Source organism: Mycobacterium sp. IDUB_5, from assembly GCF_055419565.1.
In genome coordinates, this window is record NZ_JBVAXX010000005.1 from 298,903 (window position 1) to 322,430 (window position 23,528).

Here is a 23,528-nt window from a genome sequence, read left to right on the forward strand (position 1 = left end):
CCCGAGCGTAGCGTCAGGGCCGCGCTTCATGACCCTTTCGGCCATGTGTGCGACGGTCCTCCTTCATTCGCGCCTCGTGCAGGTGGCGTTGCCCGCCGACCAGGTCGTCGCGGACGCGCTTCTCGTGGTCGCGAACGACCTGCCAGTAGCTGTCGTCGAACTCCTCGACGACCTGGAAGGTCCACCGCCCCTCGAGCACGTTGCGGCCCACGAGTTCGGTCTCGATGCGCTGGGCGACATCGTCGTGACCCGCCTCGCGCAGCGCGTCGCACGCCTCCCCGAGGAGCAGGTCGGCGTGGCCCATCAGCTGGTGGAACGAATACAGGTGTCCGCGAGCACGTTCCACCCACTCGAGCGCTTCGGTCACCTTGCCGACGGCCTCGACCGTGGCATCACTCGCGTCACTCACGTCAGCGAGTTACCCGACTTGCCGACGGCGCAACCGCGGCGTGTGTGTCGAGTCTCTGACGAGCCGTCGGGGGGTCAGCGGTCGAAGTCGTCGTCGATCGGGACGTCGATCGTCTGCTCGATCAGGTCGGCCTCGCTGGCCTGCCAGTCCCGCTCGCCGGCCACCCGGTCGGCATCTCGCCAGGCCCCGTCAGCGGCGTCATCGGCGGGGTCGATCGGCACGCGCTGCTCAGCCACGTCGGCCTCGGGAGCATCGTCGAACGGATCGTCCTGGGGTGTCGTCACGGTGGAATACCTCCGAGAGTCGATGGGCGGGTTCGGCGGTCTCCCCACGATAGTTCGCCCGGCGCGGGGGCGGACATGCCCGCCCGGCGATTCACGTTGGTCCAGCCTGCTCGGGTACTGTGCGTAGCAACTTCCGCCCCGGACGAGACAGGCCCTCGAAGACGGTGGGGCCACCTCGCAAGCACTCGAGATTCAAAGGTCAGTGATTTGCCAGACACCACCAACGGAACCCAGGACCTGACTCCGCATTTCGAGGACGTCCAGTCGCACTACGACCTCTCGGACGACTTCTACCGGTTGTTCCTGGATCCCACGCAGACCTACAGCTGTGCCTACTTCGAGCGTGACGACATGACCCTCGAGGAAGCTCAGCTGGCCAAGATCGACCTGTCGCTGGGCAAGCTCGGCCTCGAGCCCGGCATGACGCTGCTCGACATCGGCTGCGGCTGGGGCGCGACGATCAAGCGAGCCGTCGAGAAGTACGACGTCAACGTCATCGGCCTGACGCTGAGCCGCAACCAGCAGGCCCACGTACAGAAGGTGCTCGACGGACTCGACAGCCCGCGCAGCAAGCGCGTGCTGCTGCAGGGGTGGGAGCAGTTCCACGAGCCGGTGGACCGCATCGTGTCGATCGGTGCGTTCGAGCACTTCGGCCGTGATCGTTACGACGAGTTCTTCAGCCGGGCCCACGACGTGCTGCCCGCCGACGGCGTGATGATGCTGCACACCATCGTCAAGCCCGACGACGACGAGTTCGCGGCCAGGAACCTGCCGGTCACGATGACCAAGATCAGATTCTTCAAGTTCATCATGGACGAGATCTTCCCCGGTGGTGACCTGCCGCAGCCGGTCAAGGTCAAGACGCACGCGACCAAGGCCGGTTTCGGAGTCGGGCTGGTCCAGCCGCTGCGGCTGCACTACGCGCGCACGCTGGATCTGTGGGCCGCCGCGCTGGAGTCCAACAAGGACCAGGCCATCGCGATCCAGTCCGACGAGGTCTACGAGCGGTACATGAAGTACCTGACCGGCTGCGCCGATCTGTTCCGTGACGGCTACACCGACATCTGCCAGTTCACCCTGACCAAAGCCTGATCAGCTCGGCCCGCGACGGGCCTGATCAGCTCGGCTTCAGGTACGACTTCGCCGGTTGTCCCGGCTCGCCGCCGGCGGCATCGCGGCGCCGGGCAGCCATGCCGGCGAGCGCCTCGAACACCACCCGGTGGGCGGCGTTGACCGTCAGCTCGGCGTGGTCGTAGGCGGGCGCCACCTCGACGACGTCCACGCCGGCCACGTCGTGCTCGTAGCAGAGCTGGCGCACCATCCGGAGCAGATCCGCGCTGGTGATACCGCCCGGCTCCGGGGTCCCGGTGCCCGGTGCGTGCGCCGGATCGAGCACATCGATGTCGACCGAGACGTAGAGCTTGTCCGCCTTGGCCAGCGCCTCGCCGACCGCGTCGGCCATCACCGCCTTGAAGCCACGCTCCCAGATCTCCTGCATCGTATGCCAGGTCATCTTCTGCTCTTGCATCCACTCGAACGTGTCCTGCGGTGGCCAGTAACCGCGCAGACCGACCTGCACGAAGTGCGAGCCGGGCACCGCACCCGACTCGATGAGCCGGCGCATCGGGGTGCCGTGGCTGGCCAGGTTGCCCTCGATCTCGTCGGCGGTGTCGGCGTGGGCGTCGAAGTGCACGATGCCGACGTTGCCGTATCCGTGCACATCGGCGACCGCGGTCGCGGCGGGCCACGTGATCGAATGGTCACCGCCCAGGATCACCGGCACGATGCCGCGGCTGGCGATCGCGGCCACTCGGTCCTTGATGTTCTGGTGCGACACCTCGGTCTGCCCGTGCGGGCAGTACGCGTCACCGAAGTCGACGACCTCGAGCCAGTCGAAGATCTCCAGGCCCAGGTCCATGTGATAGGTCCCCGGCTCGTAGGCCGTGGCACGGATGGCCCGCGGACCGAACCGAGCACCGGGACGGTTGGTGGTCGCGATGTCGAACGGCGCGCCGACGATCGCGACGTCGGGTTTCCAGGAGTCGAGCTGGCTGGTCTCGGTGAGGAACGGGCGGTGCCCGAACGACGCCACCCCCGCGTAGGCGAGTTCCAACTGCTCGACCATGCCGGGCGGAAGATCGCGCTGATGTCCGTGATCGTGACCGTGGCCCATGCGAGGACCGTACCGGTCAGGCGATGCCGCGGCCCGTCAACGCGGTGCGCAGCTCGTCCGGCACGGGCCGCTTGGCCCAGTCGTCGGTCGACACCACGACATAGGTGTTGGCTCCGCGCACCGCGACCTGCTCCGCGTCCTCGGGGTCTGCGGCTGCACGGCGGCGCACCGCGAACTCGATCGTGAAGCTCGTGGTGCCCACCCTGGCGCAGGCTGCGCTGACCCGCACGACGTCGCGCCAGCGCACCGGGGCGGCGAAGTCGATCTCGCTGTGCACGACCTGGAAGTCGTAGCCGCCCGCGATCATCTCGGCGTAGACGACACCGCAGTGGTCGAGAAATCCGGTGCACGCCTCGTCGAACCAGGTGAGGTAGTGGCCGTTGAACACCACGCCCTGCTGATCGATCTCTGCGTAGCGGGGCACCACGGGCAGCGCGTATCCGGCCATCATCGACGACTGTAAGGGTGAGGCAGACTCGAGCCATGCAGCTCGTGACGATCGACGACATCCGCGTTGCCGCGCAGCGCATCCGCACCCACGTCGTGCGGACTCCGCTGATACCCGCGCCGTGGGGCGACCCCGAGCGCCCGCTGTGGGTCAAGCCCGAGAACCTGCAGGCGATCGGCGCGTTCAAGGTGCGCGGCGCGTTCAACGCGCTCACCGCCGTGATGGCACAGCCCGGGTCGGTCACCGACGTGGTCGCCTACAGCAGCGGCAACCACGCCCAGGCCGTCGCTTACGCCGCAGCCACGTTTGGTCTGCGGGCGCACATAGTGATGCCGGAAGAGACGCCCGAGGTGAAGGTGGCCGCGACCCGGGCGCACGGGGCTCGTGTGGTGCTGTGCGGGGCGGGCCAGCGCGAGGCCGTCGCTGCCGAGGTGGTCGCCGAAACCGGTGGGGTGATGATCCCGCCGTTCGACCACCGCGACGTCATCGCCGGTCAGGGCACGATCGGCCTGGAGATCGCCGAGGACCTCCCGGATGTGGCCACGGTGCTGGTTCCGGTCAGCGGGGGCGGACTGTCCTCGGGTATCGGGGTGGCGATCAAGGCGCTGTGCCCGACGGCGGTGGTGCTCGGCGTGGAACCCGAGCTGGCCGCCGATGCCGCCGAGGGGCTACGGACCGGCGAGCGCGTGGATTGGCCGGTCACCGAGCGCAACCGGACCGTCGCCGACGGACTGCGTTCGCAGCCGTCCGAGCTGACGTTCACGCATCTGCGCCACGTCCTCGACGACGTGCTCACCGTCACAGAGGACGACATACTCTCCGGCGTCCGCGAATTCGCCCAGCGGGGCCATCTGGTCGCCGAACCCAGCGGGGCCGTCGCGCTCGCGGCCTACCGCCGGCACACCACGCCACCGGGTCCGACCGTGGTGATCCTGTCCGGCGGCAACATCGAACCGCGTTTGCTGGCCCAGACCCTCGCCTGACGGACATGCGTCACCGGAGGTACTGCGGGTAAGGTCGCCGCGACGAAGGAGTGGTTCGTGGACGCAGTACTCGGGCTGTCGGTGACGTCGTCGGCTGTCGGACTGGTCCTGGTGCACGGGCAGGACGCTGACGGCGAGGCGATGACCGGCACCGGTGTCGAGGTGGCGACGTCGCAGCAGGCCGCCGAAGCCGTGCGACGCACCGAGGCGCTGGCTGCGCAGCGCGGTCAGCGCGTGCAGTCCATCGGCATGACCTGGAGCGACGACGCGCGGACCGAGGCGTCACTGCTGCTCAAAGAGCTCACCGAGTCCGGCCACACCATCGTGCCCGTGCAGCTCTCCGAGGCCACCGATGCGCTGGCCCGCGGGATCGCCGAGGTGATGGGCTACCACACCACCGCGGTGTGCGTCGTGGAGCCGGGACAGCTGATCGCTCTGGTCGTCACCCCGGACGACGGCGCGGTGCAGACCGCCGTCAACAGCTCCGTGATCACCGAGGAAGACCTGATCGGGTGGCTGAGCGCGGTCTTCGCCCGCACGGACTGGGAGCCCGAGGCGCTGGTGCTCGTCGGCTCGGCCGAGGACCTCGACGGGATCGCGCCCGTGCTCGAGGACGCGTTGGCCGTGCCGGTGTTCTCGCCCGCCGAAGCCCAACTGGCGCTGGCGCGGGGAGCGGCGCTGGCCTGCGCCCCCAGCGCCGACGGCTGGTGGATCGACGACGATTTCGCGCAGACACAGGCGCCGCCTGCGCCGCAGGGCGCGTCGGAGCGGCTGCGGCGCGTGGGTCCGGCAGCGATGCTGGCCGGCGGCCTGGTCGCATTCGTCGTGTCGGTCTCCGCAGCGCTGGGTCTGCAGTTCGTCCCCGTTCGGCCCGCCCCGCCGGTGCGACCGGCCGCAACGACCGTGACCCCGGCCGCCCCGGTCGCGCCGATCGCCCCGCCGCCGCCTCCCGTCGCTCCGCCGCCCGTAGACGAAGCCCCCGCCACGGAGGAGCCGGCGCCTGAGCCCGCCCCGGTCGAGGACGCTCCGGCGCCGGAGCCGGCGCCGATCGAGAGCACCGACCCGCTGCCGGTCGACGCGGTGCCGCCGGTCGACGCGGTGCCGCCGCCACCGCCGCCGGTCGTTGCACCACCACCGGTGCCCGAGCAGCAGCCGGGCCTGCTGCAGCGCATCCGCGATCGGTTGGCCGGGGTACGCGACGAGCAGCCGCCGGTCGTCGAGCCGGCTCCTCCGCCGCCACCGCCTCTACCCTGAGGACGTGACCCTGCGTATCGGCCTTCGCGTCGGGATAGTCCTGGCCGTTGCAGCGGCACTGCTCGTCGTCGGCGTGACCTCCGAGCGTGGTCTGTGGTGGCGCCTGGTGACGTTCACCTACCAGGTCAACATCGCCGCGGCCGCCTACTACCTCTGGACGCTGGTCCGACCGCGGGCCGACAGCCGCGCCGGGCTGCGCGGGGCGGTCGTTCTGTACCTGGTCATGGCCGGAGTGGTGTGGAACCTGTTCCTGGTCGAGCGCAGCATGGGCTACACCGTCGCGAACCTGCTGCTGCACTGCGTCGTACCGGTGCTCGCCCTGTGCGACTGGATCCTGGTGGGGCGGCGCCCCGAACCGGCAACAGTGCCGACGAGGTCGACGCTGGCGTGGTGGCATCCGGTCGCCTGGCTCGCGTTCCCGGCGGCGTATCTGGTGGTGGCGCTGCTGGTGCTCAACGACCTGGGCCGGCGTGCGCCCTACTTCTTCCTCGATGTCGACAGCGTCGGCGCAGGCGCGGTCGCCGCCAACGTCGCGGTGCTGGCCGTCGGCGTGCTGGCGCTGGGATATGCGTTGCTGGCCGTCGGCGGTGGAGTGAAACGTTCACCCTCGTGACCGCGATAGTCGGTCAACAGGGGTCAAACCCGTCGATTACCTAGGATGGCACCGTGGCGAGCGCCTCACGTGAACACAACCGACTCCGATCCTCCATCGTCCGCATCGCGGCAGTGATGGGATCGGTGGTCGTCATGACCGGCCTCTCGGTAGGACCGTCGGCGGTCGGAGCCATCGGCACCGCGGTACCGACCCTCCCGTCGACGATCAGCGAGATGTCGCCGTCGCCCGGTGAGACCGTCGGCGTGGCCCATCCCGTCACGGTGACGTTCACCGCCGCGGTACCCGACCGCAGCGCCGTCGAGAGTTCCTTCGCGGTGCGGCCGTCGGACGGCGGGCCGGCCCAGGGCACGTTCTCGTGGCTCGACGACCGGACCATGCAGTGGACCCCCACGCAGTTCTTCCCGGCGCACGCACCCATCGACGTCTCGGTGGGGGGATTCGCCACCAGTTTCCAGACCGGCTCCTCGGTCGTCGGGGTCGCGGACCTCGACGCGCACACGTTCACCGTGAGCATCGACGGCGTCGTCGCACGGGAGATGCCCGCGTCGATGGGCAAGCCGAAGCACACCACGCCGATCGGGAGTTTCACCGCGCTGGAGAAGCAGAAGTCCGTGGTCATGGATTCGCGGACGATCGGCATCCCGCTGTCGGACCCCGAGGGCTACAAGCTGACCGTCGCCGACGCCGTCCGCGTCACCTGGGGCGGTGTCTACGTGCACTCCGCCCCGTGGTCAGTGGGCTCGCAGGGCTACGCGAACGTCAGCCACGGCTGCATCAACCTCAGCCCGGACAACGCCGCGTGGTACTTCGACACCGTCAGCGTCGGCGATCCCATCATCGTCCAGGCCTGACGGGGGTCACCACACCGTCATATTCGTCGGCCGCCGGCGGGGTAATCCTCTGTCATCGACGACGGAGGTGCGATCATGCGCGATCACGCACACGCGACAGCCAACCTGGCGGATGTGTCCCAGATCGGGGACTCACCCATGCTGCGGATGATGAGCGGCGAGGAGGTCAGCGTCGAGGCGCACGACAACCTCGTCGAGATCGCCCGCTATGAAGAAAGACTCGCTCAGCAGTTGGTCTGAATACGGAACTTCGCCTTGGCGTCGTCGCTCGGCGTCGCGGTGAAGTTGCCGTCCGCGGTGCCGGTGATCGTGTACCGCCCCTGCTGACCGGTCACCTCGGCGTCGCCCATGTTGCCCTTCCAGAAGTTGCCGGAAAAGCCTGCGACGTCTCGGAATTCGACGGATTCGGCCTTGGGCGGCCCGTCCATCGCCAGCACGGCGGTGAACCCCTTGTCCTTGCCCGCCGTCTGGATGTACCAGGTGAAGCCCGTCTGCCGGCACGTCACCGGAAACGCGCCCCCGGCATCGTTGCCGTCGATCGCAACGGTTGCCGTAGTGCCGCCGAGTGCAGGCTCGGGCGATGAGCACGCCGTCAACCCCAGGACGGCTCCGCCGACGGCGACGATCGCGGCGAGATGTCGAGTCTCCATGGCGCCCGACTCTATGCGGTGATGAGCCGTTGCCCGGGGACTTCCCGCGCAATCCGCGCGAGGCGTCACCCCAATGCCCGCGCTGTGGCGGCGTCAGCAGGCAGGAACGCCTCGATGCTGAGCTCCGCGGCGGTGAGGTCCAGCGCGGTTCCGAACGTCGTGACCGTCGAGAGCAACCGGAGTTCGACGCCGTCAGGTGTGACGAGATCCAGCGGCACCGCCACCCCGCCGAGGTCGAGGGATCGATCGTCTCCGCCCGGGTAGCCGCTGATCTCGTCGAGCAGTGCGGAGAGGTCCCCGGTGTCGTCGGCCGCCGCCTCCCGGTGCAGCCGCGCGATCAGATGGGCGCGCCACTGGCCCAGGTTGCGGATGCGCGGTGCGAGTCCCTCGGGATGCAGGGCGATACGCAGGGCATTGGGCCGGTCCAGCAGGTGCGGCGCGACGCCTGCGAGCAGCACGCCGGCACCGGCGTTGGCGCGCAGCAGGTCCCAGACCCGGTTCACGACGACGCATGGGTACGGGTCGTAGGCCTCGAGCACCCGCGCCACGCCGGCATGCACGGACGCCATGTCGGGAGCGTCAAGGGGCCGCTCGGTGTAGGCCGGTGCGTGTCCGGCGGCCATCAGCATCCGGTTCTGCTCGCGCCGAGGCACGTCGAGGACATCAGCCAGCCGCAACACCATCGCCCGGCTGGGTGTCGCACGGCCCGTCTCGACGAAGCTGACATGGCGCGCCGAGACGTCTGCTTCCAGTGCGAGCTCGAGCTGGCTCAGGCGGCGTCGCATACGCCAACGCCGCACCATCGCGCCCACCGTGGCTGGTGGCGCGTCCCGTACCGCCATCACCCGAGTCTGGCCCCGACCGGTAGTCGGCGCCACTACCTCGGAGGTAATTGCACCCTTTACCCCAGGCGCGAATCGTGGAGGCATGTCCGAGATGACCGCCACGCCCCGCTGGCTGCGCATCGTCCTGGTTTGCGATCGAGCCGGCTCGGCGTGGTACCTGGGCACGGGGTTCTTCTTCGCGCCCGTGCTCGCCGCGGTGTCGCCGTGGCCTGCGGTGACGGCGGGGTTGTGGGTGCTGATCGCAGTGGCCGGCCTGTGGCTCGGCGTTCTGGGGCTGGCCATGGCGACCGGGCTGGCCGTCGTGCTGCGGGCGGGCGGCGAGCTCGGTGATGACTACTGGCGCTCGGTCATCGACTATCCGAGCTAGCGCGTCAGCAGCTGATCGCACAGTGTGGCAGCCAGCCACGCCTCGAATGTCCGCCGCGGCCAGCCACGATGTGTCACGAGTCGGCTGTAGAGCATCGGCTCGGTGAACAACGCGGCCAGATCGACGGCCTCGGAACGGCGCAGGTCGTTGCGAAGCCCGCCTGCTGCGCCGACCGCCGCGACAACGGCTCTGGCCCCCGCGCGGCGCTGATCGGCCATCCGATCGAACAGGGCCTGCGCCGCGTCGTCGACGCTCGCCGCGTTCTCCAGGACGATGAACAGCTCGGCGACCCGCGAGTCGATGTCGGTGAGCACGCGAGCCCACTGGTGCAGGATCGCGACCGGATCCTGCATCGCGAGTAGCGCGATCATCTCCGAGCGCTCTGTCAGCGGCACCGGTGCATCGTCGCCTGCCACCGCCCAATCCAACGCCAGCGCCAGGAGCTCTGCCTTCCCGCCGACCGCGGTGAACACCGTCTTCCTGCTGACCTCCGCTGCGGCCGCGATTGCGTCCACCGAGGTGGCGGCGAAGCCCGCCGCGACGAAGAGGTCGGCGGCTGCTGCGACGATGCGGCGTCGCGTGGCCGCGGCCTGAGCGCTGCGCAGAGGGGAGCGGTATCCCCGCTTGACAGATTCATCCATTATGGGTGACCGTTAATGTATTCATTACACCGCAAGTTACCTTAAGTGAGGGTGTTGTGGCCACAGTCATCATCGGCGCCGGGCCGACGGGATTGTTCACCGCGATCGCGCTGGCCCGTCGAGGGCGAAGGGTGGTCGTCGTCGATCGTGATCCCGGGCCCATCCCCGGCATCACATGGCGGCGCCGGGGCGTGATGCAGTTCGCGCACGCTCACACATTTCGTGGGCCCGTGGTGGAACTGCTCGACAGCGAGATCCCCGACGCGCTGGTGTCATTGCGCAGCGTCGGAGCCGCCGTCGTCACCGGCGAGGACGGCACCGCGATCGCCATGCGGTGCCGGCGGGAGGTTCTCGAACGGGTGCTGTGGACGATCGCCCGGCGCCAACCAGGACTGACGCTGGTCACCGGCCACGTCGACCGGGTTCTGAGGGACGGGGATCGTGCGGTCGGGATCGACGTCGACGGCACGGCGGTGTCCGCCGACCTGGTGATCGACGCGTCCGGCCGCAGCGGGCGCATCCTGCGTCACCTCGGCGCCGTGGGTGATCAGGTCCCGTGCGGCGCCACCTATGTCACCCGCCAGTACCGACTCGTCGGCGCCGACCCGGGACCGATCAACGCCCCGGTCGGGCTGTCCTTGAGCTTGGCCGGCTACTTCGCCGTCGCGTTCCTGCACGATGCCGGGACGTTCTCCGTCACGATCACCCACGACGGCACCGACCCCCGCCTGAAACTGCTGCGCCAGCCTGACGTGTTCGAGGCCGCCGCACGGGCAATCCCGCTGCTGGCCGACTGGATCGAGCGAGCTCACCCCTTCACCCCCGTGTTGCCCGGCGGCCGACTGCACAACACCTATCGCACCCAGGTCGACGGCGCCGGGAGACCGGTACTGCCGGGACTTCTCGCCGTCGGCGACTCCGTCTGCACCACCACGCCATTGGCCGGCCGCGGCATCACGCTGGCGTTCCGGCAGGCACGTACGCTGATCGATCTACTGCAACACTCGCCGACTGACGCCGGAACAGTGGCCGTCCGGTTCGACGAATGGTGCCGCGCCCACATCCGCCCCTGGTTCCTCGACCACGTGCGCTCCGACGGGGATCGACTTCGTCGATGGGCTGGTGGTGCGGTGGACCTGAACCGCGCGCTGCCCTCAGACCTCGTCGTGGCCGCAGCAGCCGCGGACCGGTCGCTGCGCGCCGATGTCGCCGGCTACGACCGGATGCAGGCGTTACCGGCCAGCCTCGACCGCCTACAGTGCCGGGCCCGCGCGGTCTACGCGTCGGGGTGGCAGCCGCCGACGGCCGCTGGACCCACCCGGGCGGAGCTCGGCGAGCTCTGCGCTCAGTGGGCGACCGGGCAGCCCGTGCCGGTGTAGTCGACCTGCCAGTGCTTGATGCCGTTCAGCCATCCGGAGCGGAGACGTTGCGGCGTCCCGATGGACTGCAGGTCCGGCAGGTGGTCGGCGATGGCGTTGAACATCAACTCGATGGTCATGCGGGCCAGGTTGGCGCCGATGCAGTAGTGCGCCCCGGTGCCGCCGAAGCCGACGTGCGGATTCGGGTCGCGCATGATGTCGAACGAATAGGGGTCGGAGAACACCTCTTCGTCGAAGTTGGCCGAGCGGTAGGACATCACGACCCGCTGGCCCTTCTTGATCGGCACGCCGGACAGTTCGTAGTCGCACAGCGCGGTGCGCTGGAACGAGGTCACCGGCGTCGCCCAACGCACGATCTCGTCGACCGCGGTGACTGGGCGCTGCGCCTTGAACAGCTCCCACTGGTCGGGATGCTCGGTGAACGCGATCATGCCGTGGGTGATCGAGTTGCGGGTCGTCTCATTGCCCGCGACGGCGAGCAGCACCATGAAGAACCCGAACTCGTCGTCGGAGAGCTTGTGGCCGTCCACGTCGGCTTCCACCAGCTTGGTGACGATGTCCTCGCCCGGCTGTTCCGCGCGCTGGGCCGCGAGTTGCATCGCGTACATGATCAATTCCGTTGCGGCATTGCGGTTGTCGTAGTGCGCGAACTCTGGGTCGTCGTCACTGACCATCTGGTTGGACCAGTCGAAGAGCTTCTTGCGGTCCTCGATCGGCACGCCGAGCAGCCCGGCGATGGCCTGCAGCGGGAGTTCGCACGAGACCTGTTCGACGAAGTCGCCGGCGCCTGCGGCCGCCGCGGTCTTGGCGATGTCCTGCGCGCGGGTGTCGAGGTCGGCGCGCAGGCGTTCCACCGCGCGCGGGGTGAAGCCGCGGGAGACGATCTTGCGCAGATGGGTGTGGTGCGGGGCGTCCATGTTGAGCAGCACGAACTTGCCGGTCTCGATCTGCTCGCCCGTCGAGCCCTCTGGATAGCGGGGGAGCGCGGTCTTCTCCAGGCTGGAGAAGACGTCGCTGCGTTTCGAGATCTCCTTGACGTCCCGGTGTTTGGTGACCACCCAGTAACCGCCGTCGCCGAACGGGCCGGCGCCGCCTGAGGTCTGCTCGTTCCACCAGATGGGTGCGGCGCGCCGCAGCGCGGCCAGCTCCTCGACCGGAAGTCGCTCGCAGTTGAGATCCGGATCGGTGAAGTCGAATCCAGGGGGGAAGACCGGAGTCGGCATACTGTGGCTCCTTGCCGTGATGAAGGCCGTCATGGGGCGCTCGTATTCGATACCTACACCACCGGCAGGGCTCGGGGCGCCGACTTCGCGGAGTTCGATCGAAGTGAGCTGTAACGAATGTGACTCCGGGGGAGAAGCACAGGGTGACAATGATCCCAAGGCGGCCTGCATCGTGGCCGCACCTCCGAAGGGGGAACCGGTGATGATCGGATGGCAGGTCAGGACCGCTTCTGCTGTGGGCGCCGCCGCGATCGCGGTGCTGCTGGTGTGTGCGCCCACCGCGGCCGCCGATCCCGGTCCCGCGGTTCCGCCACCGGCCCCGGTTCCTGCCCCTGTCCAGCTGCCGCCGGATCAGGCCGCGGTGCCGGGAGCGCCGGTCCAAGCACTGGCCGGTGGCGCACCCGATGTCGCTGCAGCGCCGCCCGCCGAGGTGCCGCACCTGTCCAGCCCCGAGAACCTGCCCCCGGGCACCACCGAGACCCCGGCACCGCAGACCCGTCTGGGGTATCTGCGTGACCTCTGGCATTCGATGCAGACCCAGGAGGTGTCAGGCTCGGATGCTCTGCTGCTGCTCACGCAGCGCCCGATGTCGGCGACGCCCGGCATGCAGCCCACCCCGCCGGCGCCGGCCGCACCGGCACCTGCGCCTGTTCCGGCTCCGCTGGCACCCTAGAGCGCTGGCCCCTTAAAGCGCTGGCCTCCTAAAGCGCTGGCCTCCTAAAGCGCGGTGGCCACCATCGCCTCGATGCGCGCAGGCACGTGCTTGTGCAACGGAGTGCCCGCATAGGCGTCGCGCCATCGACTCGACGTGAGCGCGTTGGGTGCGACTCCGGGCGCCACGGTGTCGCCTTCGGCGTCGACGTAGTCCACCCCGAACCCGTTGGGCAGTGAGGCGTGCCCGGGCAGCATCGCGTCGCTGATCTCGACGACGGCCTCGGCCGTGCCCGCTGCGGTGGTGATGCGAGCCGGGCCGCCGTCGGTCAACCCCAACGCGGCCGCGTCCGCCGGATTGACCCGCAGTGCCCCCTGCGCATCCCGGGTACGCCAACTGGGATCGCGCAGGATGTCGTTGGCGGTGAAGGCGCGACGCTCTCCGGCCGAGAGCACGAACGGGAACTCCGATGAGGTGAGTTGCACGGGTTCTGAGGCCAGCTTCTCCACTTCGGCCAGCATCTCGGGTATCGCGATCGCGATCCTGCGGTCCGGATGTGTGATCAGAGTGAAGTCGTCCTCGTACTCGTGCACGGTGAAGGTGATCCCCGAGCGCCCGGTGAGGATGGCCTCGAACAGCGCGTTGCCGTCGACGTGGCCGGCGCGCCGCACCGCATCCGGATAGGTCATGGCGGTCTTCTGCGCCAGCCCCCACAGAGCGGCCGCGCCGGCCAGGCCGTCGGGCAGCGTCGCACCCAGCGTCTCGTACAGCACGAACGGAAGTACCTTGGCCAGGCCCGGATTCGCGCCGACGGCAGCCAGGAACGCCGCCGCGAACTCGTCGAGACCGCGCTCGGCGGCCTCGCGCAGCGGTGCGAGCTCGGCTTCGTCGACGACGCCGAGTGCGCGGGTGAGACGGGCCCAGATCTCGGGTTCGGGCAGTGTGCCCTCCAACGGCTCCATCAACCGATGGCGGAGGTGAAAGGTGTTGCGCGGGAACTCGAGATTGAAGAACGTGGCTTCGGCCTTCTCGAACTGGCTGGCGGCGGGCAGCACGTAGTGCGCCAGCCGCGCCGTTTCGGTCATCGCCACGTCGATGACGACGAGCAGTTCCAGGCTCTCGAACGCCGCGCGCACGGCTCGCGAGTCCGCGATCGAATGCGCTGGGTTGCTGCTCTCCACGATCAGCGCGCGGAAACGCTCGGGGTGGTCGGTGAGGATCTCGTCCGGCACCACGTTGCTCGGCATCAAGCCGCCGATGATCGGCGCACCGGTGACCGGCGTGCGGCCGACACCGCCGGGTCTGAACAGGGGCGCGAACGACGAATGCAGATGCTGGGAGCCCGGTTTGGCGAAGTTGCCGGTCAGTAACCACAGCATCTTGTTCAGATACGAGCACAGCGTGCTGTTCACCGACTGCTGCACGCCGAGGTCTTCGAACACCGCGACGCTGTCGGCGCGGGCGATGCGGCGGGCCGCGTCCCGCAGCAGCTGCTCGTCGACCCCGCAGCGGGCGGCGTAGTCGGCCACGGGTACCTGTGCAAGCACGGCGCGCACCTCGTCGGCGCCGCTGACGTGCTCTGCGAGAAAGGCTTCGTCGCAAAGGTTTTCCTGCACCAGCAGCGCCGCGAGCGCGGCCAGGCACCAGGCGTCGGCACCGGGGCGCACGCGCAGGTGGAAATCCGCCATCTTCGCGGTGTCGGTGAGCACGGGATCGATCACGATCATCGAACGCGCCGGATCCTTGGCGATCTCGTTGAGCACCACGCGCGCACGCGGAAAGCTCTGCGACATCCACGGGTTCTTGCCCACGAACACCGACACCTCGGCATGATCGAACTCGCCGCGGGTGTGGCCGCCGTAGAAGTGGGCGTCGACCCAGTGTTCGCCGGTCTTCTCCTGGGCCAGCGCATTGGACCGGTGGTAGGAGCCGAGCGCCTTGAGGAAGGCGCCGCTGTATGCGCCGCCGAGGTGGTTTCCCTGCCCGCCGCCTCCGTAGTAGAGGATCTTGTCGCCACCGTGGATGTCGGCGACCGCGGCGAAACCGGCGGCGATCTCCGATATCGCTGTGTCCCAGTCGATGTCCTCGTAGGTGCCGTCTGGCCGGCGACGCATCGGCGAGGTCAGCCGGTTGCGCTGGTTTTGATAGTGATCCAGCCGCAGCGCCTTGTTGCACGTGTAGCCCTGCGATGCCGGATGGTTCTTGTCTCCGCGGATGCGGGCGAGCTTGCGCTCCTCGACCTGGACGACGATGCCGCAGTTGCATTCGCACAAGATGCAGGCGGTCGGCTGCCAATCAGCGGTCGTGTCGGTCATGGCGTCGCTCGCTCTCTCGTGGCGGCGGGTAGTGCCGCGCGAATCATCTCCGCGAGGAGGGTCTGTGCCCGGCGCAGCGCTTCGTCGTCGCGCTGGGCCCGCGCGATGACGATCGCCCCCTCGAACGCCGACAGTGTGAACACGGCGAGGTCGTCGGCGCGGTCGCCTGCGACGCCGTCGGCACGCAATCGGGTGGCAAGCGCCTCGCGCCACCGGGAGAACGCCGCAGCGGCGCGGTCGAGGACGGGCCGCTCGGCCGCACCGGGGTCGCCGGCTTCGACGGCCACCGCGACCACGGGGCAGCCCGCACGAAAGTCGCTGTCGCGCAGCAGTTGGGCCTGCCGGGAGAACAGCTCCTCCAGCGCGTCGAGACATGACGGTGCAGCGTCGAGGTGGCTGGCCATGTAGTCGGCGGCGTAATCGACGGCCTCGCAGAGCAGTTGGGTGCGTCCGCCGGGGAAGTAGTGGTAGGCCGACCCGCGGGGTGCGCCGCTGTGTTCGAGCACGTCGGCGATTGCGGTGGACTGGGCGCCGCGCTCCCGGATCAGCAACGCAGCCGAGACGACCATGCGCTCACGGGGACTGGTCATGTATGCAACCATACATAACCGCTGGCGCGAATTGGGCGTGATTGTCGTCGGTGGGCGACGACAACCACGCCGAAATCGCTAGACGGCGGCGGCCTCGTTCAGTTCGGAGAGGCGGCCCGTCGCCTCGAGGTACTCCTGCACCCAGCGTTCGATCACTGTGGCGGTCTTCTCGACCTTGGTGAACTGGCCGACGACCTGACCGACGGGATTGAAGGCGACGTCGACCGACTCGTTGGGGTACTTGTGCGTCGCGGCCACCGCCATACCCGACACCATGTACTGCAACGGCATACCGAGCGGCTGGGGGTTCTCCGGGTTCTCCCACGCCTCGGTCCAGTCGTTCTTGAGCATCCGCGCCGGCTTGCCGGTGAAGGACCGGCTGCGCACCGTGTCCCGGCTGGTCGCCTTCGCGTATGCGGCGTGCTGTACCGGCGTGTGCTCGGACTCTTCGACCATCACCCACTGCGAACCGGTCCAGGCGCCCTGTGCGCCCAGCGCCAGCGCCGCGGCGATCTGCTGGCCGCTGCCGATACCGCCTGCGGCCAGCACCGGAACGGGTGCGACCTCCTTGACGACCTGCGGCCACAGCACGATCGAGCCGATGTCGCCGCAGTGCCCGCCGGCCTCGCCGCCCTGGGCGATGATGATGTCGACGCCGGCGTCGGCGTGCTTGCGGGCCTGGTAGGGAGATCCACAGAGTGCCGCCACGACGCGACCCTGCTCGTGGATGTGGGCGATCATGTCGGCCGGCGGGGTACCGAGGGCGTTGGCGATCATCGTCACCTTCGGGTGCTGCAGCGCCACCTCGACCTGCGGGGTGGCCGTCGCCTCGGTCCAGCCGAGCAGCTGCAGGGCGTCGTCATCACTGTGCTCGACGGGCACCCCGTGCTCGGACAGGATCCTCTTCGCGAACTCGATGTGCTCCTGGGGCACCAGGTCGTTGAGCGTCTTCTTCAGCACCTCGGGGTCCATGTCCGCGGCGTCGGAGCCCTCGTATTTGTTCGGGATCACGATGTCGACGCCGTAGGGATGGTCGCCGATGTGCTCGTCGATCCAGTTCAGCTCGATTTCGAGCTGCTCGGGGGTGAAGCCGACCGCCCCGAGCACGCCGAAGCCGCCGGCCTTGCTCACTGCGACCACCACGTCGCGGCAGTGGGTGAAGGCGAAGATCGGGAACTCGATGCCGAGTTGGTCGCACAGGGGAGTATGCATAGTCCGCTCCTGGTGGGCTCATGGGCCGAACGCGTCGGAAATTAGAACGTGTTCTACTTTAGTACACCGCGGAGGCCGTCGTGGTTTCCCCGGCCCGGAGTGGTGACCCGCAACACCGGCCACCCCTCGATCACGGCACGGGCCGCCAGCTCGCGGCGGGGGTTGACCGGGCGTGGCTGTCCCACCAACGACATCAGGGCGATGTCCTCGTTGCCGTCGGCGTAGAACCAGCTGTCGGCCAGATCGATGTCGCTCTGTTCGCAGAGCGTCACGACCGCGTCGGCCTTGCGCCGACCCCAGATCACCGGCCGTCGAATCCGGCCCGTGAGGCGGCCGTCGGCGTCCACCTCGAAGTGGTTGCACACCACGTGCTCGATCTCCAGGAACCGCGCCACCGGCTCGGCGTGAATCGTCAGCGCCGACGAGCACATCACCACCGTGTGGCCGCGGCTCTGATGCGCGAGGACCACATCGTGCATGGTGGGGAAAAGCCGCGACCGGACGCGCTCGCGGAACAGCCGCTCGCCGATGTCGTCGAGTTCTGTCAGCGACTCACCGCGAAGGTACCCGGCGGCACGCTCGAGGAGCTTGGCGAAGTCGACCCGGCCGAACCGGTACCGCATGGCCGCCTCGATCACGCCGGTCACCTCGCCGAGCCTGGCCTGCCTGCGACGGATGCGATCCCCGGCGTGCGCGGTGGCGGTGAAACCGTCGACCAGCGTCCCGTCCAGATCGAAGAACGCACCGACGTGAGGACCCTGCGGGCTCGCCGCGATCGCCGCCAGCAGGTCGGTGGGGAGTGCGGTCACGGTCTCCTCGCGTTCGGCCGGTGTCGCCGTTGATTCGCCATGCTACGGACCACGCCGACACTCCTGGTTTAATCTGTGCCGGTCGCCGCAAACGGCCACGGTAGTTTGGTAGCCGGGTTCAGGAAGCAGCCTGTGCGAGAGGTGGACGGGAGTCTGCGCTCTGGCAGTGGGCGGACAGCGGCCTGACATGGAAGGTGAACCTTGGACGAGCAAGCAGGCGAAGGCGCAACCGCCTCATCAGGGGCGTCGAACTGCGACGTGACCGAACGATGGGTCGATGGCGTGGCCATCGTGGCGGTCTCCGGTGTCGTCGACATGCTCACCTCACCGCAGCTCGAGTCGGCCATCGATGCCGCTCTGGCGCAGAAGCCGTCCGCCGTGGTGATCGATTTCACGAAGGTGGAATTCCTGGCCTCGGCCGGCATGGGTGTTCTGGTCGCCGCACACGACAGAGCCGGCGCTGACGTGTCATTCAGCGTGGTAGCCGACGGTCCGGCGACCAGTCGGCCGCTCAAATTGGTGGGCATCGCCGAGATCGTCAGCCTCTACCCGAACCTGGACGAAGCGCTCGCCGCACGTGACGCGTAGGAAAGCCGCGTAGAAACGTGCGTCTTCGGGTAGCCACCGACTGCCATGATCGATTCCATGCCGCCGGCTGAGGTAGCCAATGCAGAACGTTTCGAGCGGTTCGGCCTCGACGCCGACGCCGGAACGGTGGCTATGGCGCGCCGTGAATTCGCCGCCTGGCTGAACCGCTACTTCGACCTCGACGAGGAACGCTGCAGCGATCTGGTGCTGGCCATCAACGAGGCCCTGGCCAACTCGGCGGAGTTCGCCTACCGGCTCGTCGAAAGACCCGGCACCATCGACATCTGCGCTCTCTATGACGCCCAGCGTGAGACCCTCGCCGTGGACATCAAGGACCGGGGCACGTGGCGGACGCCGCAGACGGACCCGGTGCCACGGACCCGCGGCCGCGGTATCCCGCTGATGGAGACCCTGTCCGACAGGTCGGTCATCGAGCCGTCAACCCAGGGCACGCATGTCCGCCTGGAGTGGCACGGCGTCACCCGTCGCTGATCCCTATCTGCGGTAGGTGCCGGCACCGGTGACCAGCGGCAGATCGAGTGTCGTGCGGATGCCGGACTCAGCGGCCACCACCGCGGGAATCGCGTTCACGATCCGGCCGGCGGCAGCGAGGATCGCCGCGTAGTTGTGATCGCCGTTGCGACTGGTCGGGCAGATGTCCATCGCGTAGGACGGCTCTCCGGTGATCTCCACCCGGTAGGACCCACCGTCCTGGGCCGGCTGCGCCCAGTCGGGCCGCAGATCGCCACGCAGCCGGGTGATGTGTTCGACGACGATGACGGGCTCGGATCCGACGAGGCCTTCGATCTGGAAGCGCACCGCCGCGACAGTGCCCTTCTTGATCGTGCCGACCGCCACGTCGAAATCCTCGGGCGCCGGCTCCTGCTCGACGGTGTCGGTGATCTCGTCGATCGTCACGCCGAGCCCGGCAGCGAGTTGGTGGATCGCCACGCCCCAGGCCGCGCTCAGCACGCCGGGTTGGTACAGGAAGGGCAGGTCACCGATCTCGTTCCCGAATCCCATCACGTCGAACATCACGGTCGCACCGTCGTAGGTGGCGTAGTCCGCGATCTCCATCGTCCGGATCTGGCTGACACGCTGGCAGGTGCCCGCCAGTGCCAGCGGCAGCAGGTCGGTGACGAACCCTGGGTCGACACCGGTGACGAACACCGTGGCATCGCCCTGCCGGGCAACGGATTCCACCCGCTCGATCGCCCGCTCACCGATGACGCCCCAGGGATAGGCCAGAAATCCAGGTGACGAGCCGACGACGTTGATCCCGGCCTCGAGCAAGGCGCGGACGTCCGCCAGCGCCTCCTTGGGCCGGATGTCGCCCATCGCGCAGTAGACGACGCAGTCGGGCGCGTCGGCGATGATCGCCGAGAGGTCCCCGATGGCACGGATTCCCGTGGTGCCGCCGAGGCGGGCGAGTTCCGCGGCATCCTTGCCGAGCTTGTCGGCCGAGGACACCCAGACGCCGGTCAGCTCGAAGCGCGGGTCCTCGATCAGCTGACGCAGCGTCAGGCTGCCGCAGTTGCCGGTGCCGATCTGTGCCACTCGAATCGCCATGGCGGCCAGTATGCGTGGTCGGATGCCGAATTGGAACAGGTTCTAATTGCGCAGGGGGTGGTGCGGTAGCCTGTCGCCCCATGGGACGCGTGGACGGAAAAGTGGCACTGATCAGTGGCGGCGCGCAGGGGATGGGCGCCGAGGACGCCCGGGCGCTGATCGCCGAAGGGGCCAAGGTCGTGATCGGCGACATCCTCGACGAGAAGGGTCAGGCGCTGGCCGAAGAGATCAATGCCCAGACCCCCGACTCCATTCGCTATGTACATCTCGACGTCACCCAGGCCGACCAGTGGGATGCCGCGGTGGCCACCGCGCTCGACGCGTTCGGCACGCTGAACGTGTTGGTGAACAACGCCGGCACCGTCGCACTCGGCAAGATCGGCGAGTTCGACATGGACAAGTGGCAGAGGGTCATCGACGTGAACCTGACCGGGACGTTCCTCGGCATGCAGGCCTCCGTCGAGTCGATGAAAGCCGCGGGCGGCGGTTCGATCATCAACATCTCCTCGATTGAGGGGCTGCGCGGCGCGGTGATGGTGCACCCGTACGTGGCCTCGAAGTGGGCGGTGCGCGGGCTGACGAAGTCGGCGGCGCTGGAACTCGGTCCCCACAACATCCGCGTGAACTCCGTGCACCCCGGCTTCATCCGCACCCCGATGACCAAGTTCTTCCCTGACGACATGCTGCGAATTCCGCTCGGCCGGCCCGGCCAGCCCGACGAGGTCGCCACTTTCGTGGTGTTCTTGGCCAGTGACGAATCGCGGTACTCGACCGGGGCCGAGTTCGTCATGGACGGCGGTCTGGTCAACGACGTCCCGCACAAATAGCACCACGCGCGCCTCGTCGGTGCCGGCCACCGTCGTCGATGGACCGCGCAGGTGAGGCCCAGCGTCGTCGCGGCACACGCACGACGCTGATCGTCGTCCTGTTGGCGGCCCTGGTGGCGGTGCTCGGTGTCGCCGACTTCCCGGACTTCGCCCGCCCCACTCCCGACCCCTCACGCGTCGAGCTGGCCCAGGGGTGGAGCCTGGCCTCGGCCCGCGTCGCCGGCGACGACGGAGCGGCCCTCTCGTCCCCGGGAAGCGAGCAGGCCGGGTGGCACCCGATCGCCCGCATGCCCGCCACGGTGCTGCAGACACTGCGGGCCGACGGCAGCTATCCCGACCTCTACGTCGGCACCCGGCTGCGCGACGAGGTGCCCTGGGACCTGTACCGGCAGGACTGGTGGTACCGCACCACCTTTGACGCACCCGGCGGACACACGACGTATCTCCTCGATTTTCCAGGCATCAACTACCGCGCGGAGATCTGGCTGAACGGGCACCGCATCGCCGGCTCCGACGACGTCGTCGGCATGCACGCCGCACACCAGATCGACGCGACGCCGTGGATACACCGCGGCGGCGCGAATGTGTTGGCCGTCAAGGTGACTCCCGAGCAGGCGCGCCAAGACGTCGACGGCGTGGAGCTCGCCGACAGCTGGTACGACTGGATCAACTGGCGCTACCTGGGATATCGCGAACAACCAGGTGCGTTGCCGGTGAACAACTCCTTCGTGCCGGATCGCAACGCCGGCATCTGGAAACCCGTGACGCTGCAGATGTCGCAGGACGTCTCCCTCGGTGAGAGCGCCGTGCGCTCCGATCTGCCGCTGCCGCGCACGGATTCGGCGACACTGACGGTCTACACGACGGTCCGCAACTACTCGCCGGCCACCGTGCGCGGTCTGATGCGCGTGACCATCACCAGGGCGGGAAAGCCCGACGTGGCTGTCGAGGCGCGAGTGACGTTGGCGCCGGGGGAGATCCGGGAGGTGAGCTTCGCCGCCGATCGGTACCCGCAACTGAAGCTCGACCACCCCGACCTGTGGTGGCCGTACACGATGGGCGAACCCGCGCTCTACGATCTGCGCACCGAGTTCCGTCGCTTCGGGCACGATTCCGACACCCGCACACAGCGTTTCGGCATCCGCACCGTCACCCAGCACCGGGACGACGACACCAGCCACCCCGAGCTCGGCGCCGGCGGCAACTTCTATCTGACCGTCAACGGCCGCGATTTCCCGGTGCGCGGCGCCGCCTACTCGCCCGATCTGCTGTTCGCCGACGACCCGGCGCGCGACGCCGCCACGTTGCGCTACGTGCGCGACCTGGGGCTGAACATGCTGCGCCTGGAGGGCAAGTTCCCGGGCGAGCGGCTGGTGCAGATGGCCGACGAACTCGGAATCCCACTGATGCTGGGGTGGATGTGCTGCAACCAGTGGGAGAAGTGGTCGCAGTGGGACGCCGAGGACAACCGCGTCGCCCGCGACAGCCTGACCTCGCAGATCACCATGTTGCGTTCGCACCCTTCGGCTTTCGTGTGGGCCAACGGCAGTGACGGCACGCCGCCGCCGGACCTGCTGGCCGACTACCGCCGGATACTGCAGCAGTTGCACTGGCCGAACGCCGTGGTCGACACGGTGTCCAGTTTCGCCCGGGACGCCGACGGCGCGGTCGCGTGGGACGGCATCCATATGGCCGGGCCGTACAGCTGGCGACCGCCCAGCTACTGGTTCGCCGGCAAATACGGAGCAGCACGGGGCGCAAACGCCGAGCAGGGCGACAACGAACACATCCCGCCGATGGCCAGCCTGCGCCGCTTCATCCCGCCCGACAAGCTGTGGCCGATCAACGACACCTGGTCCTTCCACGCGGGCGCGAACACCAGCAATTCGTCGTTGACCACGATCCGGCGCGCGATCGACCGGCGCTACGGCACGTCCACGAGTGCCGAGATGTTCACCGCCAAAGCCCAACTGGCGCACTATGAATCGACGCGTGCGCAGTTCGAGGCATTCGCCGCGGGCGGCTGGGACACGCACAAGATGACGATCTACTGGATGCTGAACAACCACTGGCCGTCGTTCTTCGGGCACCTCTTCGACTACTACCTGCGCCCGGGTGGGGCCTACTTCGGCGCCAAGACCGGTCTGCGCCCGCTGTCGGCGGTGTTCGACGCCTACGCCACCGGAGACCACAGCCGCGCCGCCCTGACCGTGGTCAACCAGACCCAGGCTGATCAGCGTGACCTGCGGGTGCGGGTCCGGGTGTACGACGTGGCGGGCCGCGTGCGGGAGGACCGCACGAGCCCGCCCGTCGACGTCGCCTCCGGAGGGACCGCGACGGCGCTGTGGCTGCCGCGCGTCGCACCGGATTCCCCGGTGTTCTTCGTCCGCGTCGAATTGCTCGATGCCACAGAGCATCTCGTCACCGACAGCACCTACTGGCAGTCCCAGCGCCGCGACGACGTCGGGGAGCCGAGCAACGACCAGGCGTTCGAGCTGCGGCCCGCCCGCTGGGCCGACATGACTGCGTTGAACACCATGCCGCGCGGCAGGCTCGACGTCGCCGCGCGCCGAGACGCAGACGGGGTGACGATCCGACTGCACAATCCCGGTCGGGGAGTCGCGTTCTTCGCCCGCGCGGAGCTCACGCCGACACCCGACGCCGACGAGATCCTGCCGATCACCTACACCGACAACTACGTCACCGTCTACGGCGGGGAGACCGTCGAGATTCGCGGGCAACCGCTGGCGGACACGCCGCGCGCGGACTGGGTCCGCGTCACCGGCTACAACACCGCACCGGTCACCGTTCCGGTCCGCTGACCCATGCGTACTGTCTCAAGG

26 protein-coding genes are annotated in these 23,528 nt (G+C 68.6%); 13 read left to right on the forward strand and 13 right to left on the reverse strand.

What is annotated here, in order from left to right:
- Positions 1–13 precede the first annotated feature (13 nt).
- Complete coding sequence (locus ACZY1G_RS18160) at positions 14–409, reverse strand: hypothetical protein (protein ID WP_463816105.1); 396 nt, start codon at positions 407–409, stop codon at positions 14–16.
- Between the two features lie 74 nt (positions 410–483).
- Positions 484–693: a hypothetical protein gene (locus ACZY1G_RS18165; protein WP_463816106.1), complete on the reverse strand. Its 210-nt coding sequence runs from the start codon at positions 691–693 to the stop codon at positions 484–486.
- A 207-nt stretch (positions 694–900) separates the two neighbouring features.
- Between ACZY1G_RS18165 and ACZY1G_RS18170 the strand changes: the two genes are divergently transcribed.
- Positions 901–1,785 (forward strand): cyclopropane mycolic acid synthase family methyltransferase, encoded by an 885-nt coding sequence (locus ACZY1G_RS18170; protein ID WP_463816107.1) that lies wholly within the window; start codon positions 901–903, stop codon positions 1,783–1,785.
- A 25-nt stretch (positions 1,786–1,810) separates the two neighbouring features.
- Here the strand turns inward: ACZY1G_RS18170 and speB are convergent, their stop codons facing one another.
- On the reverse strand, positions 1,811–2,866 hold the full coding sequence (gene speB / locus ACZY1G_RS18175) for an agmatinase (protein WP_463816108.1): 1,056 nt from the start codon (positions 2,864–2,866) through the stop codon (positions 1,811–1,813).
- 16 nt (positions 2,867–2,882) lie between these two features.
- Complete coding sequence (locus tag ACZY1G_RS18180) at positions 2,883–3,314, reverse strand: acyl-CoA thioesterase (protein ID WP_463816109.1); 432 nt, start codon at positions 3,312–3,314, stop codon at positions 2,883–2,885.
- A 35-nt stretch (positions 3,315–3,349) separates the two neighbouring features.
- Between ACZY1G_RS18180 and ACZY1G_RS18185 the strand changes: the two genes are divergently transcribed.
- From ACZY1G_RS18185 to ACZY1G_RS18205, 5 genes are all read left to right on the forward strand, one after another.
- Positions 3,350–4,297: a threonine ammonia-lyase gene (locus ACZY1G_RS18185; RefSeq protein WP_463823202.1), complete on the forward strand. Its 948-nt coding sequence runs from the start codon at positions 3,350–3,352 to the stop codon at positions 4,295–4,297.
- Positions 4,298–4,354: 57 nt separating this feature from the next.
- Positions 4,355–5,551, forward strand: coding sequence for a DUF7159 family protein (locus ACZY1G_RS18190; RefSeq protein WP_463823203.1), 1,197 nt, complete (start codon positions 4,355–4,357; stop codon positions 5,549–5,551).
- 4 nt (positions 5,552–5,555) lie between these two features.
- Positions 5,556–6,164 (forward strand): Pr6Pr family membrane protein, encoded by a 609-nt coding sequence (locus tag ACZY1G_RS18195; RefSeq protein WP_463823204.1) that lies wholly within the window; start codon positions 5,556–5,558, stop codon positions 6,162–6,164.
- A gap of 116 nt (positions 6,165–6,280) precedes the next feature.
- Positions 6,281–7,018, forward strand: a complete 738-nt coding sequence (locus tag ACZY1G_RS18200; protein WP_463823410.1) for a L,D-transpeptidase — start codon at positions 6,281–6,283, stop codon at positions 7,016–7,018.
- 75 nt (positions 7,019–7,093) lie between these two features.
- Entirely contained in the window at positions 7,094–7,258 is a 165-nt protein-coding gene (locus ACZY1G_RS18205) for a hypothetical protein (RefSeq protein ID WP_463816113.1), read from the forward strand.
- Here the strand turns inward: ACZY1G_RS18205 and ACZY1G_RS18210 are convergent.
- Both ACZY1G_RS18210 and ACZY1G_RS18215 read right to left on the reverse strand, forming a co-directional pair.
- Positions 7,243–7,668, reverse strand: a complete 426-nt coding sequence (locus ACZY1G_RS18210) for a lipoprotein LpqH (RefSeq protein ID WP_463823205.1) — start codon at positions 7,666–7,668, stop codon at positions 7,243–7,245. The two genes, ACZY1G_RS18205 and ACZY1G_RS18210, sit on opposite strands and share 16 nt — an antisense overlap.
- A 65-nt stretch (positions 7,669–7,733) precedes the next feature.
- Positions 7,734–8,510 carry an MmyB family transcriptional regulator gene (locus tag ACZY1G_RS18215; protein ID WP_463823206.1) on the reverse strand — a complete coding sequence of 259 codons (777 nt, stop codon included), beginning with the start codon at positions 8,508–8,510 and terminating at the stop codon, positions 7,734–7,736.
- A gap of 85 nt (positions 8,511–8,595) precedes the next feature.
- Between ACZY1G_RS18215 and ACZY1G_RS18220 the strand changes: the two genes are divergently transcribed.
- On the forward strand, positions 8,596–8,880 hold the full coding sequence (locus ACZY1G_RS18220) for a hypothetical protein (RefSeq protein WP_463823207.1): 285 nt from the start codon (positions 8,596–8,598) through the stop codon (positions 8,878–8,880).
- Here the strand turns inward: ACZY1G_RS18220 and ACZY1G_RS18225 are convergent.
- Positions 8,877–9,521 carry a TetR/AcrR family transcriptional regulator gene (locus ACZY1G_RS18225; RefSeq protein ID WP_463823208.1) on the reverse strand — a complete coding sequence of 215 codons (645 nt, stop codon included), beginning with the start codon at positions 9,519–9,521 and terminating at the stop codon, positions 8,877–8,879. The genes ACZY1G_RS18220 and ACZY1G_RS18225 overlap by 4 nt on opposite strands.
- A gap of 56 nt (positions 9,522–9,577) precedes the next feature.
- Between ACZY1G_RS18225 and ACZY1G_RS18230 the strand changes: the two genes are divergently transcribed.
- Positions 9,578–10,900, forward strand: a complete 1,323-nt coding sequence (locus ACZY1G_RS18230) for an FAD-dependent oxidoreductase (RefSeq protein ID WP_463823209.1) — start codon at positions 9,578–9,580, stop codon at positions 10,898–10,900.
- On the opposite strand, the gene ACZY1G_RS18235 is transcribed toward ACZY1G_RS18230, so the two are convergent.
- Positions 10,867–12,123: a cytochrome P450 gene (locus ACZY1G_RS18235; protein ID WP_463823210.1), complete on the reverse strand. Its 1,257-nt coding sequence runs from the start codon at positions 12,121–12,123 to the stop codon at positions 10,867–10,869. The two genes, ACZY1G_RS18230 and ACZY1G_RS18235, sit on opposite strands and share 34 nt — an antisense overlap.
- 172 nt (positions 12,124–12,295) lie before the next feature.
- On the opposite strand from ACZY1G_RS18235, the gene ACZY1G_RS18240 reads away from it, so the two are divergent.
- Entirely contained in the window at positions 12,296–12,796 is a 501-nt protein-coding gene (locus ACZY1G_RS18240) for a hypothetical protein (RefSeq protein WP_463823211.1), read from the forward strand.
- A 44-nt stretch (positions 12,797–12,840) separates the two neighbouring features.
- On the opposite strand, the gene ACZY1G_RS18245 is transcribed toward ACZY1G_RS18240, so the two are convergent.
- The 4 genes from ACZY1G_RS18245 to ACZY1G_RS18260 form a co-directional block, all read right to left on the reverse strand.
- Positions 12,841–15,090: a molybdopterin-dependent oxidoreductase gene (locus ACZY1G_RS18245; RefSeq protein WP_463823212.1), complete on the reverse strand. Its 2,250-nt coding sequence runs from the start codon at positions 15,088–15,090 to the stop codon at positions 12,841–12,843.
- A complete protein-coding gene (locus ACZY1G_RS18250) occupies positions 15,087–15,680 on the reverse strand; it encodes a TetR/AcrR family transcriptional regulator (protein WP_463816124.1) in 594 nt (197 codons plus the stop codon). Before ACZY1G_RS18250 ends, ACZY1G_RS18245 begins: the two co-directional genes overlap by 4 nt.
- A gap of 78 nt (positions 15,681–15,758) precedes the next feature.
- A complete protein-coding gene (locus ACZY1G_RS18255) occupies positions 15,759–16,892 on the reverse strand; it encodes a nitronate monooxygenase (protein ID WP_463823213.1) in 1,134 nt (377 codons plus the stop codon).
- A 53-nt stretch (positions 16,893–16,945) separates the two neighbouring features.
- Positions 16,946–17,701 carry an HAD family hydrolase gene (locus ACZY1G_RS18260; RefSeq protein ID WP_463816126.1) on the reverse strand — a complete coding sequence of 252 codons (756 nt, stop codon included), beginning with the start codon at positions 17,699–17,701 and terminating at the stop codon, positions 16,946–16,948.
- Between the two features lie 201 nt (positions 17,702–17,902).
- On the opposite strand from ACZY1G_RS18260, the gene ACZY1G_RS18265 reads away from it, so the two are divergent.
- Positions 17,903–18,289: an STAS domain-containing protein gene (locus ACZY1G_RS18265; protein ID WP_463823214.1), complete on the forward strand. Its 387-nt coding sequence runs from the start codon at positions 17,903–17,905 to the stop codon at positions 18,287–18,289.
- A 45-nt stretch (positions 18,290–18,334) separates the two neighbouring features.
- A complete protein-coding gene (locus ACZY1G_RS18270) occupies positions 18,335–18,781 on the forward strand; it encodes an ATP-binding protein (protein ID WP_463823215.1) in 447 nt (148 codons plus the stop codon).
- A 3-nt stretch (positions 18,782–18,784) separates the two neighbouring features.
- Here ACZY1G_RS18270 and ACZY1G_RS18275 read toward each other — a convergent pair whose 3' ends face one another.
- Positions 18,785–19,858, reverse strand: coding sequence for an NAD(P)H-dependent amine dehydrogenase family protein (locus tag ACZY1G_RS18275; RefSeq protein WP_463823216.1), 1,074 nt, complete (start codon positions 19,856–19,858; stop codon positions 18,785–18,787).
- 80 nt (positions 19,859–19,938) lie between these two features.
- Here ACZY1G_RS18275 and ACZY1G_RS18280 point away from each other — a divergent pair, with 80 nt between their 5' ends.
- Positions 19,939–20,685, forward strand: a complete 747-nt coding sequence (locus tag ACZY1G_RS18280; RefSeq protein ID WP_463816130.1) for a glucose 1-dehydrogenase — start codon at positions 19,939–19,941, stop codon at positions 20,683–20,685.
- Positions 20,686–20,723: 38 nt separating this feature from the next.
- Positions 20,724–23,507 carry a glycoside hydrolase family 2 protein gene (locus ACZY1G_RS18285; RefSeq protein ID WP_463823217.1) on the forward strand — a complete coding sequence of 928 codons (2,784 nt, stop codon included), beginning with the start codon at positions 20,724–20,726 and terminating at the stop codon, positions 23,505–23,507.
- The last annotated feature ends 21 nt before the right edge of the window (positions 23,508–23,528 follow it).

Excerpts from the sequence above, each read along its gene's own strand:
- speB (WP_463816108.1), bottom strand. The coding sequence starts at position 2,866 with ATGGGCCACGGTCACGATCACGGACATCAGCGCGATCTTCCGCCCGGC.
- ACZY1G_RS18180 (WP_463816109.1), bottom strand. The coding sequence starts at position 3,314 with ATGGCCGGATACGCGCTGCCCGTGGTGCCCCGCTACGCAGAGATCGAT.
- ACZY1G_RS18185 (WP_463823202.1), top strand. The coding sequence starts at position 3,350 with ATGCAGCTCGTGACGATCGACGACATCCGCGTTGCCGCGCAGCGCATC.
- ACZY1G_RS18200 (WP_463823410.1), top strand. The coding sequence starts at position 6,281 with ATGGGATCGGTGGTCGTCATGACCGGCCTCTCGGTAGGACCGTCGGCG.
- ACZY1G_RS18205 (WP_463816113.1), top strand. The coding sequence starts at position 7,094 with ATGCGCGATCACGCACACGCGACAGCCAACCTGGCGGATGTGTCCCAG.
- ACZY1G_RS18210 (WP_463823205.1), bottom strand. The coding sequence starts at position 7,668 with ATGGAGACTCGACATCTCGCCGCGATCGTCGCCGTCGGCGGAGCCGTC.
- ACZY1G_RS18215 (WP_463823206.1), bottom strand. The coding sequence starts at position 8,510 with ATGGCGGTACGGGACGCGCCACCAGCCACGGTGGGCGCGATGGTGCGG.
- ACZY1G_RS18220 (WP_463823207.1), top strand. The coding sequence starts at position 8,596 with ATGTCCGAGATGACCGCCACGCCCCGCTGGCTGCGCATCGTCCTGGTT.
- ACZY1G_RS18225 (WP_463823208.1), bottom strand. The coding sequence starts at position 9,521 with ATGGATGAATCTGTCAAGCGGGGATACCGCTCCCCTCTGCGCAGCGCT.
- ACZY1G_RS18235 (WP_463823210.1), bottom strand. The coding sequence starts at position 12,123 with ATGCCGACTCCGGTCTTCCCCCCTGGATTCGACTTCACCGATCCGGAT.
- ACZY1G_RS18245 (WP_463823212.1), bottom strand. The coding sequence starts at position 15,090 with ATGACCGACACGACCGCTGATTGGCAGCCGACCGCCTGCATCTTGTGC.
- ACZY1G_RS18250 (WP_463816124.1), bottom strand. The coding sequence starts at position 15,680 with ATGACCAGTCCCCGTGAGCGCATGGTCGTCTCGGCTGCGTTGCTGATC.
- ACZY1G_RS18255 (WP_463823213.1), bottom strand. The coding sequence starts at position 16,892 with ATGCATACTCCCCTGTGCGACCAACTCGGCATCGAGTTCCCGATCTTC.
- ACZY1G_RS18270 (WP_463823215.1), top strand. The coding sequence starts at position 18,335 with ATGATCGATTCCATGCCGCCGGCTGAGGTAGCCAATGCAGAACGTTTC.
- ACZY1G_RS18275 (WP_463823216.1), bottom strand. The coding sequence starts at position 19,858 with ATGGCGATTCGAGTGGCACAGATCGGCACCGGCAACTGCGGCAGCCTG.
- ACZY1G_RS18280 (WP_463816130.1), top strand. The coding sequence starts at position 19,939 with ATGGGACGCGTGGACGGAAAAGTGGCACTGATCAGTGGCGGCGCGCAG.
- ACZY1G_RS18285 (WP_463823217.1), top strand. The coding sequence starts at position 20,724 with ATGGACCGCGCAGGTGAGGCCCAGCGTCGTCGCGGCACACGCACGACG.